This window comes from Candidatus Kryptoniota bacterium (assembly GCA_036567965.1).
In the GTDB taxonomy this organism is placed as follows: Bacteria; Bacteroidota; Ignavibacteria; order Kryptoniales; family JAKASW01; genus JAKASW01.
In genome coordinates, this window is record DATCTN010000015.1 from 46128 (window position 1) to 58461 (window position 12334).

Consider the following 12334-nt stretch of genomic DNA (forward strand, 5'->3'; position numbering starts at 1 on the left):
CCGAATAAAATTCAATCAAGAAAAATTATCCGTCAGATTAATCACTACTTCAATCCACTCCTCCCAATTGACCATTTCAATAGGGGCGGCGTCATAAAAGTGGTCACCACCACCATAAGGACAATTGCGGAGAAGATCGCGTCGTCAATCACTCCAAGAGTTCTTCCTATGCTCGCGAAGATCAATTCGACTTCCCCGCGCGGTATCATCCCGAGCCCGACAGCGAGCCGGTTGATTCCTTTCCCTCGCACCACAAGTCCGCAGAGTTGTTTTCCCAATACCCCGGCAATTATCAATCCCAAAGATATCACGGCTACAGAAGGGACGAGGAGGCTTTCAAGGTGAACCTGAATGCCCATCTCAACGAAAAAGAGGGGAACAAAAAGTGTTGCGATCGGTTGGAGAAGGCGCTTGACGTTTACCTCGCTGGCAAAATCCTTGAAATGGATTTCCTCCAGAATCAGGCCGGCAGAAAACGCACCGACGATTGGCGCGAGCCCGGCGGATCCTGCGAGAGCCGACAGAGCAAAGCAGATTATCAGGGCGGAGATAAGCATCAGCCCCCGGGTTCTAAACTTCGCCGCCGCCTTGATCAGCTGCGGAGCTATCGCGGTGCCGATGATCAATGCTCCGGCGAGGAAGACTACCGCGATCAACGCAAGGCGCGCAATTCCCCCAAATGAAATCACCCTTCCCGCCTCGGCAGACGACACGACCGCTGTGACAGTCGCCAGAATGATCAAACCCAGGACATCATCTATAACGGCCGCCCCCAGAACGACCCGCGCCTCCCGAGTCTGGATTTTTCCCAAGTCCTCAAAGACTCGTGCGGTAATCCCCACGCTCGTCGCGCATAGTGTTGCACCAATGAACATGTGTATGTTCCGAATGCTGAAGCCAGGGGAAATCGCGAGGAGGGCCTTCGGGACTTCGTGCACGCACGCCGCCGAGACGAGATAGCCGAGCACAAACGACATAACAACTCCAACAGCCGCGACAAGAAGCGAGGAGCTACCGATCTGTCTCATTTCACTAAGGCTGGACTCAAGTCCCACCTGGAAAAGGAGGAGAATTATGCCGATCCTGGCAAGGATATCGATTCCTATGGCAGCGTGATCTGTGAGCCCCGCCGCCCTGAGAGGCTCGAAAAAGGTCCAACTGCCATTTACAAGGATGAGGTTTCCAAGGAACACTCCGGCTACAAGCTCGCCAAGTACCGCAGGCTGCTTCATTCTCTCGAACAACTCCGCACCGATCTTTGCTGCGGCAAGCATGAGGATAAGATAGGTCAGTACTTTGACTGAGGGATCAATTCCGGTCATCTGGGTCGTCCGACTCCGACGATATGATACAGGTCCATTTCAGACAAAAATAGAAACAATAGAAAGGATACACAAGAAATTTCGGTTCACATTAATTGGAAGGAACCACTATGTTAATCTCCCGGTCAAAGAGGAGTCGCGGACCGGCGACGAGGTCCACTCAGCTTTTTGCAGCTCTCACGAATTCTCTGAGCATGCGCGGATCAAATGGGTTCGCCGTAACACGGTCTTTTTTTACGGAGGTCCCCACTATTACGCTATCAGCAAATCTCATAAGATGTCTGACATTCCGGTAATTTGCTCCACTTCCGATAATTATTCTGGCGTGAGAGAATTTCTTTCTTATGTCTTTCAACTGGGAAAGTTCCACTGGCGACCCGGTTCTTTGCCCGCTCAGAATGATGGCATCGGCGAGACCTCTTTCAAGCGCATCCGCGGCCTGCGCCAAAATACCGTAATCCCCGATCCCCGCAGAATGTTTTACATCGACATCGGCAAATATTTTCACGCTCGCATCAAGGTTCTTCCTGAGCCGAAGTGTTTCGTATGCTTTTCCCTGAATGATTCCCTGGTCCGCCAGGACAGCACCGACATGAACATTTACACGGATAAACTCTGCGCTCACGGCCGAGGCAATGCTCAACGCTGAGACGGCATCGTTTCGCAAAACATTTATGCCGAATCTCAAATTTGGGAAATTTCTTTTGAGCTCGTACGCAACCGCCGTCATAGCTGCAACGGTGACTGGCTCAACCCTGTCGGCTGAAAACGGGGCGTCTCCGAAATTCTCCACGATGGCGCCATCGACGCCGCATTCTTCGCAGGTCTCGCAGTCTGCCGACGCTCTTTGAATAACCTCATCCATCGTCGCGCGGTACATCGGCGACCCTGGAAGCGGTAGAAGATGGATTACGCCGATTATCCCCGGGATAGCGGAGTCCACTATTCGTGCTCGAGAAGTTGTGCCTCGATATCTTCTGAAGTCAATTCGTCATCCTCGTCTTCAAACTGCATTTCCTCCACAGCTTTTGTCACGACGTAGGCCACGCCCAGGGCGAGCGCTACGGCAGTCGCGATAAGAAATAATTTTTTCATGCCCAAACTCTCCCGGATTTCTCCGTTTGAATTAAGAACCTTTTGCTGATTTGACTATTCTCATCGTATCGAGAGCGATAACCAGCTCTTCATTCGTAGGCAACGCAAACACTTTCACTTTTGATGCATCGGAACTTATGAGTTTCTCCTTCTCGGCAGAATTGTTCCTCTCATTATCGGTCACAATTCCAAGAAACTCAAGTCCGCTGCAGCTTGCAGCCCGAACGTCAGGGCTGTTCTCGCCGATCCCACCGGTAAAGACAATCGCGTCAACTCCTCCCATGGCTGCTGCATACGAACCTATGTATTTTTTCACGCGATACGTGAACACTTTAAATGCGAGATCTGCCTGTTTATTGCCTGCTTTCATCTCCGAAATAATTTCACGCATGTCGCTCGTCAGTCCGGAAATCCCGAGGAGGCCGCTGTGCTTGTTCAACAGCGTGTTTGCTTCGGCAAGCGAGAGTCCTTCCCTTCCCACGATGTGGAGTATCAGGTACGGATCCAGGTCGCCGCTGCGCGTCCCCATCACGAGTCCTTCGAGAGGAGTGAATCCCATCGACGTGTCGACTGAAACTCCTCTGTCCACGGCTGCCATGCTGCATCCGTTTCCGAGATGGATCGTGATGATCTTGAGCTCTTCCACGCGCTTTCCTAAAATGTCCGCGGCCCGATGAGACACGTAAGAGTGTGAAGTGCCGTGAAATCCGTATCGCCGGATCTTGTAACGCCTGTAGAGGAGATAAGGTATCGCGTACAGGAAAGCATGCGGCGGCATTTTCTGGTGGAACGCGGTGTCGAAGACGGCTACTTGCGGTGTGCCCGGCAGATGCTTGAGGACGGCCTGGACTCCACGAAGATTGTGAGGGTTGTGGAGCGGAGCAAGCTCAATGTTCTCGCGAATCTCTTCCATCACACTGTCGTCGATCAGAACACTTTCCGAAAAACTCTCGCCCCCGTGAACTATTCTATGGCCGACCGCATCTATTTCGGATTTATCCTGAATGACACCATGATTCTTGCTTAAGAGAACCGCAAGAACATATTCTATTGCGGTCTGGTGATCGAGCACCTCGGCGCTCATCTTTACCTTATCACCATCGAAACGTTCGTGAGTCACGACCGAATCGCTCATCCCAACGCGGTCGATTATGCCTTTCGCGAGGACTTCGCGCCTTTCTGCGTCTATAAATTGATATTTTACGGACGAGCTTCCCGAATTTATTACGAGGACTTTCATTCTAGGGTCTTTTCCTGGTAAGAATTTCTATTGGTGGTTTTCTTTCTTCTTGCCGGATTCGTCGTACTTGAAGAATCCTTCGCCCGTCTTCTTCCCGAGGTTACCCTCGCGGACTTTCCTGCGCAAGATGGGACTTGCTCTGTACTGCGGCTCGCCCAGCTCCCGATATAATGTATCGAGCCAGGTCAGGACCTCATCCAGCCCCATCGAGTCCGCCATCTCGAGCGGCCCGACGTTCAAACCGTATCCGAGTTTTATCGCCGTGTCGATTCCGTCTGCGGTGGCAATTCCCTCGAGAAGAACCTGCATGGCCTGGTTGAGCATCGGCAGGATGACCCGCGTCGTCACGAAGCCGGGGTATTCATAAACCTCAACCACAGTCTTCCCGAGGTCTTCGGCAAATCTTTTTATTTTTCGAAAGGTGTCATCGCTCGTCCTTAGCGCACGGACAACTTCGACCAGTGGAACCCGGGGAACGGGATTGAGAAAATGCATGCCGATAATTTTGTCGGGCCGCGTAGTCGCGTCGGCAAGCTTCGTAAGACTGAGAGTCGCAGTGTTTGATACGAATACGGTAGCCGGGTCGCAGATCTTGTCGAGCTGCTTGAAGATCGCCTTCTTTGAAGCGAAGTCCTCGTCGATCGCTTCAACGACGAGATCGCACTCGGAAACTTCGGAGAGCTCCGTGGAAAATTTTGTGCGCGCGAGGATCGCTCGTTTCTCTCCCTTTGTGAGAGCCCACCTGTCGATTTCCACGTCGAGCATCTCCGCCAGACGCTGCTTCGACTTCTCGGAAGATTCGTCGTCTCTCTCGATGATGAGAACGTTTATTCCCGCTGCAGCCGTGGTCTGGGCGATTCCTCTCCCCATGAGTCCACCGCCGACGATTGCGATGTAACCTGCCCGGTCCGAATCGGTCGGCGTAACGTTAAAAACTTCATTGAATGTTTCTTCTCGCGCCATAATGCCCTATTAAATTAGATAACGGGGTTCAGTTTTTCAAGAAATCGCAAATTGTGAATGGTATTGTAAAAACGTATCAGTTCAAAGGAATAGAAACAAGGTAATTACTTGAGACCGGTCTGAACGAGTGATTCAGACGACAGTAGCCCCGACTTGCGCTCTCGCGGCTTGTATGAATTTTTTCGCACGTTCGTTCGCCGGATCCACTCGCAGCAGTCCGGTCAGCGTATCGATGGCAGATGAAAATTTTCCGAATCTGAACTGGACAAGCCCGTAAAACTCCATGGCCTGCGGATCGTCCAGCCCGAGACGCGATGCACGCGAATAGGCTTCCTTCAGCACCTTCGAAGTCGCCGAGCTACATTCTGCAGCCAGCGAGACTCGACAGCGAAACGTTATCGTACTGGGAAATCTTCTCGAGGTATCCAATCGCTTTGGAGAACTCGCCGAGCTCGATCATAGCTGCAGAGGTCAACCGGCGGTACCAGTCCTGGTCTTCGAGAGAACGGAACCTCGCTGCAAATATCGCGAGTACGAAGTAAATCTTTTTGACTTCATCACTCCTTTGTGCGTACATACTTTTCAATGCTTGTGCCGGCACAAACACACAGAATAGACAGATTTTCGATGAGCACATCAGCAAGCATGCTTAATATTCTCCAACGTTGATCTCTATTCGCCATTCGATCTGGTCACTCACCTGAATTCATATGACACCGGGTTGAGCCTGAGGCAAAAGTGTTCCGATGTGATGTAGTAACTCGTCGGTTTTGTTGATCGTTTTCGCCGGGAATACTGGTGACTATTATTCATGCACGTGGCCAATATTCCCCATCTGAGGGGATGTAACTGTTGGAAAGTGCAAATGGGACTGGAAAAATCAACACCCGACGTGGCACATCAGTTGTCGGACGATACACAGGAAAATGAAAACAGTACTAATACAGGAAAAAGAGCGGGGAGTCGAAAATGACTGGGCCAGCTACCTTTCACAGCGTGGATTTGTGGTATTTACAACCGCAGACTCCCTTGAAACTGCCGAAATTGTGTCGGCGATCAACATAGGTGCGATTGTTGTCTCATCGAGTGATCCAGGCAGTTTGCTTCTTCTTGGAAAGGTTCTCAAATTAAGGAACCAGTACGCGAGAATCGTCGTGGTTTCCACGCTTGACCCTGCTACACTCTCGATCCTCGTTGAGGCAGAGAACCTCGTCGTGCTGGAGGCTCCTTTCACATTCAGCAAGTTGACTGGAGCGGTGGCAGGAGCGCGTTCAACTTCAGAGGTGCCGCAAGATGTTCTTGTTCAAGGCTAAGGCGTCGGGCTTGGTTTGGGGGGTTGTAATCACACTGATAGCGTTCGGATCACCTAGTGCGCTAGAATCAAACGCGTCGCCGCAGCAACAATTATTTCTGGTGAAGGAACTCGCTCCAAATGCTAAAACGGTGGGAGTTCTGCTGGATGTATCCTATAATCCCCAAGCTGATCTTGAAACCAAGATTCAGCGGGCTTCAGGACAATTGAATATCAAAGTTGTGGTTGAGGAAATATCTCAACTGAATGAGGTTGCCGAAAAATTCCGTGACCTGAGAGAGAACTATCACATTCAGGCCCTGTGGATTCCACAGAACGAAAGGCTCATCGGGAGTCAGATAAGCCGGGACTACTTGATTAAGAATTGTACCCTGAATGGAATACCTCTATTCGCACCAAATACTGATTGGGTTTCAGAAGGAGCTTGCGTTGCACTGACTGTGGATGACGGCGAAGTAACGCTTCATGTCAATCAGAAGACTCTGAACGCGCTGAACCTGAAGATACCCGACAAATACATCGCCAACACACAGTTTATCGCATCAAACTGAGGAGTTGTGATGAGTACGAATCGAAGAATTTCAAACATGAAGCTTCGCAGGAAGTTCGCGATTTTGTTAAGTGCCATATTGTTCTTCGCGTGGGCGCTGGTCTTTATTTACTCGAGGTACTCGCTCAGCATGACCGAAGCCGAGTTCAAGGACAGAGCTACGCTTATGGCGAAGACCATGGGTGCTCAATCGCAGTACAGTCTCATGATGGGCGACTCCGGAGGTTTGACCGAATCGCTGAAGAACATAATCGCAGCGGGCGACGCGCTCGCGGGAGCATTCTGCGACCAGAACGGCAAGTTGATCGCACAGGTCAATTTCAGTCAGGTGAATTGGTCCCAACCTGATTTCTCGAAGCTGACTTCCTCGCAGGAATCGTCCAGCATGAGAGACGGCATGCCCATCACGATTGCCGTCATGAAGATCGACAACCAGGCGACCGGTCAGGTTCTCGGATTTGTTTTTGTTGCGATATCGGCTCAGGCACTCCAGGCGGAGAAGACAAACTGCATGCTGGCGACGATCGTGGCATTTGTCTTTTTCGCTCTTTTTGGTGCGCTCGCGCTCACATTGATCAGAAAGGAAGTCGTCAGGCCGGTTGAAACACTCAAAAAATCCGCCCAGAGAGTTGCAGGTGGAGACTTCGATGTCAGGGTCGAGTTGAATCAGATGGATGAAATTGGTGAACTCGCTTCGGCGTTTAACACGATGGTAGAAAACAACAAGCGGGTTCTGGACGAAATAAACCAGAAGACGCAACAGGCCGAAGAAGCGCGAGTGTTCGCCGAAACGATGAAGCGCGAGTCCGATGAACAGCAGGAGTATCTCAGGACGCAATTTGCAAAAATCTCCGAAGTGATCGAAGCGGTAACGAAAGGTGACCTGAGAAAAGATCTCCAGATCGAAGACAATAATGATGAAGTCGCGGCTCTCATGCATAAGATTAACCAAATGATCCACGACCTCGGATCTCTGATCGGAGAGGTTCACGACGCAGGAGATTCACTTGCGCAGTCTTCGACCCAGATTTCTACGGCGGCAGAAGAGATGTCGGCTGGTGCCTCCGAACAGGCAGGTCAAACCCGGGAAGTCGCCGCGGCAGTCGAACAAATGTCGAAAACGGTTTTAGAGTCATCGAAGAGCGCCAGTGAAGCCGCCGAAATGGCGAAGAAAGCTTCGACACTGGCGAACGTCGGAGAAAAGGTTTTCAAGGAGACGATCGGCGGCATGACGAAGATTGCCCACCTGGTCAAAAAATCGGCGGACATAGTCGATACCCTCGGAAAGTCGAGCGCACAGATCGGGGAAATAATACAGGTAATTAACGATATCGCGGATCAGACAAATCTTCTCGCTCTCAATGCTGCGATCGAAGCCGCCCGCGCGGGCGAACAAGGCCGGGGATTTGCAGTGGTCGCGGACGAAGTAAGGAAACTCGCAGAACGCACTACCGCCGCCACCAAAGAAATTGCCGGCATGATAAAGCGTATCCAGCAGGAAACCACTCAAGTAGTTGTAGCAATGACCGAAGGAAATACTGAGGCAGAAAATGGACTGAGGCTGGCGGACAAAGCTGCCGACTCACTGACAGAAATCGTGACATCGGTGAACGGTGTCGTAAACATGATAAACCAGATAGCGGCGGCGAGCCAGGAACAGTCGTCGACGAGCGAACAGATATCGCACAACGTCGACAGCATATCGTCAGCCGCAGGAAATGTTTCGAACGCCACGGTCGATCTCGCGCACACGGCTGAAAAGCTCGGCAACCTGACCGAACACCTGAAGAGTCTCATCCAAAGGTTCCAGATAAATGCGAGTGGCGACGGGAGAGGAAGTTTCGGAGTGCAGGAAAATGGCAGGATTGTCTCAATGAAAGGCGCCAAGAATAACGACCACAACAGGAGGCTCAAATGAACGCTGTCAATCAGTCGACCGACACAATTTACCAACTGGTGAGCTTCGTGGTCGAGCATGAAGAGTTCGGTGTCGACATCCTGAAGGTTCAGGAAATAATACGGACCGTGGACATAACCCGGGTGCCTAAAGCGCCCGCTTTCGTGGAAGGCGTGATCAATTTGAGAGGCAAGATCGTGCCTGTCATAGATCTTAGGAAAAGATTTGGAATAGACGCAAAGGAAAAGGACAACGAAACACGAATAATCGTCGTGGAATTGACAGATAAAGTGGTCGGATTCCTCGTCGATAAGGTCAAGGAAGTCATCAGAGTCGAAAAGAGCATAATCGAACCGCCTCCGGAGTTGACGACGAGCGTCAGCGCAAATTATATCACGGGTGTGGCAAAACTTCAGGACCGACTCCTCATCCTGCTTGACCTGGACAAGGTCCTTTCATCCGACGAGCAGGAACATCTGTCCGAAGTGAACACGGGGTCAAACGCATGATCCATCTCAATGTTAGTGGGCAGGGGACTTCAGCCAATATCCATACGGCAGGAATCCTTCGTTAGCAGGTCCCCCGATGTCCGAACTTGTATCAACCAGAATAAGTGTCGAGGTCGCCGCCATCGACAAGGAAATTGAAATTCAAACGAAGACTTTGAATGAAATGAAGAACGAGGTATACCTTCTAGTTCGCGACAGGAGCGATGGAAAAAACTTTACCGAAGAAAAACGCGAACGGCTGAAGTTCCTTCAGGACAAGCTACGCGAAATGGGCGACGCAATTAAAACTCTCGGTACTAGAAAACAGGAGACGGCAATCGAGTTAAAAAAGAAGAAGAGCGCCAAGCCGGCGGTCTTGGGAACTGCGCACCAGAGTGTTGTAATGGAAATTAACGGTGTCCGGCTCGCCCTCAAGCAGGCTTATAGTAACGCGACATTTGAAGTGACAAAGAACGAATTCATCCACACAAAGAATATCTGAGAGCATATGGTAGAGAAACTTCTGGAACAACTCAAAAATCAGGACCCATCGGAGCGTAGAAGCGCGCTCGAGAGCTTGTACGACTTCTCTTCCGATGAAAGAGTTCTGAAAGCCGCTGCGAATCTGATCACAGATGACGATAGGGGAGTGAGGGAGGCGGCTTCCCGCTTACTCGTTCTGTGCTCAAATGAACAGGCTGCAGTTCTGGTTGCCGTCCACATTTCGAGCGGAAACATCGCAGTGAGGAATCTCGCTGGCGATTCTCTTGTCCGGATGAAAGCTGCCGCGATCCCTGCCCTCATTCCATATGTCGATTCTTCCGACAAAGATCTCCGGAAGTTTGCCATCGACGTACTGGCACAGCTTCCTCCTAGCGACACATCGGTGGAAAAGATAGCGGGGCACCTGGAAGATTCGGACCAGAATGTAGTAGGAGCGTGTATCGATGCTCTTGGCGCGCTCCACAGCGAGAAATACATAGATGCGCTTATGGAAATATACGGAAAGAACGAATCGCTCCGGCCAAATGTCGTCAATGCCCTCGCAGTTTTTTCGGAGCGCGTAGCTCTGGAATTTCTCGAAAAAGCACTCGACGACGCTGACCCGGTCGTCCAGCTTGCTGCCGCCGAAGCCCTGGCTTCAAGAAAGGACAGAGGACTTCTCGAAGTCTTGATAAGAAAAATGAACTCCGTTTCCGATCTCGCAAAACCAGTGGTTCTTCACTCAGTAATACAGCTCCTCGAATCGATCAACTGCCCTGTCGCTCTTCCCTCCGATCTAAGAAATACCCTGCTTGGAATGCTTGATGACGCAGACGCTTCTTATGTTCGCGCCGCGGTGAGAGGACTGAAGTACTTCGATGACAAAGAGACCATAGAAAGCCTGGTACATCACCTCGGGAGATTTGAGATTGTAGACAACGCGATCTGCACGGCGCTCAAAGGCCGGGTTGAAGACACATTGAAATTTATTTGCTCTGCCGATGTGCCGGAAGACAAATACGCTCCCGTTCTGAAGCTTGTGCTGTCGCTCCTCTACGACTCGGGCTCCACCGATCCCGCCTTCACACATTCTACGATTTTCTCAGATGCGGCGGAGTTTATAGACGGCATCTTTGCAAAACTCAATGTCGATTCAAAAATGGCGGTCCTCAGTACATTCACGCATCTTGGACCTTCGAGTTCCACAGGAATCGTACGCAAGGCGCTGGAAGACGAGGAGTCGTCCGTAAAAACCTACGCGCTCGACCTTGCCGCAAGAATCGGTCCTCATTTCTTTGTGGAGCAGCTCCAGAGACTTACCACCGATTACGATGAGGACATACGTTTTGCGGCTGCATCGATGCTCGGTGTATCCGATACACCCGAAGAAGACAGGAAAGAGTAGATGAGTTACACCCCGCAATCAAATACATCACCTCAGGTTTCCAAGCTGGACGACGACGTATTCATACGTCTGAGAGACTTCATATACGAAAAGACCGGCATCTTTTTTGCCGAGAACAAAAAGTATCTCCTGGAAAGCAGGGTGAGCAAACGTCTCGCTGCCCTCGGCCTCGAGACCTACTCGCGGTACTTCAGTGAGCTGATGAATGGACGTGGCGCGATGGAGCTGTCGCACCTGATCAATTCAGTCACGATCAATGAAACGTTCTTCTTCAGGAACGAGCCGCAGTTCAAAGCGCTCGAAGAAATCGTTCTCCCCGAGCTTGCCGAAAGGAAAATGCAGGCCGGAGCAAATGCAATCAGGATCTGGAGTGCGGCTTGCTCAACCGGAGAAGAAGCCCATACAATCGCGCTCATCATCCGGGAAAAGATCCGACCGAAATACCCGGGTGTGAAATTTGAAATCGTCGGAACAGATATAAACACGCATGTACTTGAGACCGCCGCCAAAGGGGTGTACAAGGATTATGCTGTCAGGAACATTCCGAAAAACTATCTCGGGAAATATTTCAAACAAGATCAAGATAAATATCAGCTGGATCAGGAGGTAGCCGCCATGAGTGAATTCAGGCAGCTGAATCTCTTTGACCGGAACATGATGCGAACAATGAGGAACTACGACGTGGTTTTTGCCGCAAACGTACTGATCTATTTCGATTTCAAGTCCAAACAGACAGTTGTCTCTTCGATATATGATAGCCTGAACAAGGGCGGCTATTTCTTCATTGGCTATTCGGAGACACTCTACGGGTTGTCTCAAGCGTTCAAACCCGTTCACTTTGAAAAAACAATTGCTTACCGGAAGGAGTGAGGCGACTTTGGCTAAAGCTGTAATGGTAGTCGATGACTCTGAATCCATCAGAAAATTCCTTGTGTACGCACTTCGCTCACAGGGGATTTCTGTCGTGGCGGCGCGGGACGGCATGGAAGCGCTGGAGAAACTTTCACAAAACAAGGTCGACCTCGTCATCACCGATCTGAACATGCCGAACATGGACGGGTTCGAGTTCCTGAGGGCTCTCAGGGAAGATCGAGAATATTCGGAGGTTCCGGTAATCATTCTATCTTCACTGAGCAACGAGCAGGACATTGCATTGGGACTCAAACTGGGGGCGAACTCATATCTCGTCAAGCCTTTCGACCAGAGACGCATCCAGTATGAGGTAGCCAAATACATAAACTGAGGAGATAGACGTGAACTTCCTGGTCGTTGACGATTCCCGAACAATGCGCCGAATCGTCAACAACTTAGAATCGGTGCACGGAAGACTGTCGGACTTAATTGAACGGTTCAAGATCAAGGGCGCCGACTTGGTGAGCGAGATGGTAAAAGTCGAGAAACATTCTTTCGATCCGGATGCTGCGTATGACCGATCGGCGTCGCGACAGCGATCGGTTGACGAGATCATTCAACACGCGAGTGCGCTGAAACTCAATCCGGGCGACTTGAGTCAGCGCGGCACTCCAAATCCCGCCTCCCAGGACGAAATCGACAAATTATTCGGAAACGGAGCATGAGA

Annotated in this window: 16 protein-coding genes; 9 read left to right on the plus strand and 7 right to left on the minus strand. The window is 50.8% G+C overall.

The genetic code is table 11. The features are described 5' to 3' along the window. Positions 1–44 precede the first annotated feature (44 nt). From VIS48_05490 to VIS48_05520, 7 genes are all read right to left on the minus strand, one after another. Positions 45–1322, minus strand: coding sequence for a cation:proton antiporter (locus VIS48_05490; protein HEY9165596.1), 1278 nt, complete (start codon positions 1320–1322; stop codon positions 45–47). 160 nt (positions 1323–1482) lie between these two features. Next, positions 1483–2265 (minus strand): BtpA/SgcQ family protein, encoded by a 783-nt coding sequence (locus VIS48_05495; GenBank protein ID HEY9165597.1) that lies wholly within the window; start codon positions 2263–2265, stop codon positions 1483–1485. Continuing rightward, positions 2265–2417, minus strand: a complete 153-nt coding sequence (locus VIS48_05500; protein HEY9165598.1) for a hypothetical protein — start codon at positions 2415–2417, stop codon at positions 2265–2267. The genes VIS48_05495 and VIS48_05500 overlap by 1 nt, the downstream gene beginning before the upstream one ends. Before the next feature lie 31 nt (positions 2418–2448). Continuing rightward, the gene (locus VIS48_05505) at positions 2449–3657 is read right to left on the minus strand and encodes an acetate kinase (protein HEY9165599.1); all 1209 of its coding nucleotides are present in this window, start codon (positions 3655–3657) and stop codon (positions 2449–2451) included. Positions 3658–3684: 27 nt separating this feature from the next. Continuing rightward, the gene (locus VIS48_05510; GenBank protein ID HEY9165600.1) at positions 3685–4620 is read right to left on the minus strand and encodes a 3-hydroxyacyl-CoA dehydrogenase NAD-binding domain-containing protein; all 936 of its coding nucleotides are present in this window, start codon (positions 4618–4620) and stop codon (positions 3685–3687) included. 132 nt (positions 4621–4752) lie between these two features. Then, a complete protein-coding gene (locus VIS48_05515; protein ID HEY9165601.1) occupies positions 4753–4962 on the minus strand; it encodes a hypothetical protein in 210 nt (69 codons plus the stop codon). A gap of 16 nt (positions 4963–4978) precedes the next feature. Then, positions 4979–5206 carry a hypothetical protein gene (locus tag VIS48_05520; GenBank protein ID HEY9165602.1) on the minus strand — a complete coding sequence of 76 codons (228 nt, stop codon included), beginning with the start codon at positions 5204–5206 and terminating at the stop codon, positions 4979–4981. 340 nt (positions 5207–5546) lie between these two features. Between VIS48_05520 and VIS48_05525 the strand changes: the two genes are divergently transcribed. The 9 genes from VIS48_05525 to VIS48_05565 all read left to right on the plus strand — a co-directional run bounded on the left by VIS48_05525 (position 5547) and on the right by VIS48_05565 (position 12332). After that, complete coding sequence (locus VIS48_05525; protein ID HEY9165603.1) at positions 5547–5933, plus strand: hypothetical protein; 387 nt, start codon at positions 5547–5549, stop codon at positions 5931–5933. Next, positions 5914–6483, plus strand: a complete 570-nt coding sequence (locus VIS48_05530) for an ABC transporter substrate binding protein (GenBank protein HEY9165604.1) — start codon at positions 5914–5916, stop codon at positions 6481–6483. Before VIS48_05525 ends, VIS48_05530 begins: the two co-directional genes overlap by 20 nt. Positions 6484–6492: 9 nt before the next feature. Next, the gene (locus VIS48_05535) at positions 6493–8400 is read left to right on the plus strand and encodes a methyl-accepting chemotaxis protein (protein ID HEY9165605.1); all 1908 of its coding nucleotides are present in this window, start codon (positions 6493–6495) and stop codon (positions 8398–8400) included. Next, a complete protein-coding gene (locus VIS48_05540) occupies positions 8397–8888 on the plus strand; it encodes a chemotaxis protein CheW (GenBank protein ID HEY9165606.1) in 492 nt (163 codons plus the stop codon). The genes VIS48_05535 and VIS48_05540 overlap by 4 nt, the downstream gene beginning before the upstream one ends. A gap of 76 nt (positions 8889–8964) precedes the next feature. After that, complete coding sequence (locus VIS48_05545) at positions 8965–9369, plus strand: hypothetical protein (GenBank protein HEY9165607.1); 405 nt, start codon at positions 8965–8967, stop codon at positions 9367–9369. Between the two features lie 6 nt (positions 9370–9375). After that, positions 9376–10755 carry a HEAT repeat domain-containing protein gene (locus VIS48_05550; GenBank protein HEY9165608.1) on the plus strand — a complete coding sequence of 460 codons (1380 nt, stop codon included), beginning with the start codon at positions 9376–9378 and terminating at the stop codon, positions 10753–10755. Next, positions 10756–11625 carry a protein-glutamate O-methyltransferase CheR gene (locus VIS48_05555; protein ID HEY9165609.1) on the plus strand — a complete coding sequence of 290 codons (870 nt, stop codon included), beginning with the start codon at positions 10756–10758 and terminating at the stop codon, positions 11623–11625. Between the two features lie 7 nt (positions 11626–11632). Next, positions 11633–11998 (plus strand): response regulator, encoded by a 366-nt coding sequence (locus VIS48_05560; GenBank protein HEY9165610.1) that lies wholly within the window; start codon positions 11633–11635, stop codon positions 11996–11998. A gap of 10 nt (positions 11999–12008) precedes the next feature. Beyond that, the gene (locus VIS48_05565) at positions 12009–12332 is read left to right on the plus strand and encodes a hypothetical protein (GenBank protein ID HEY9165611.1); all 324 of its coding nucleotides are present in this window, start codon (positions 12009–12011) and stop codon (positions 12330–12332) included. Positions 12333–12334: the final 2 nt, after the last annotated feature.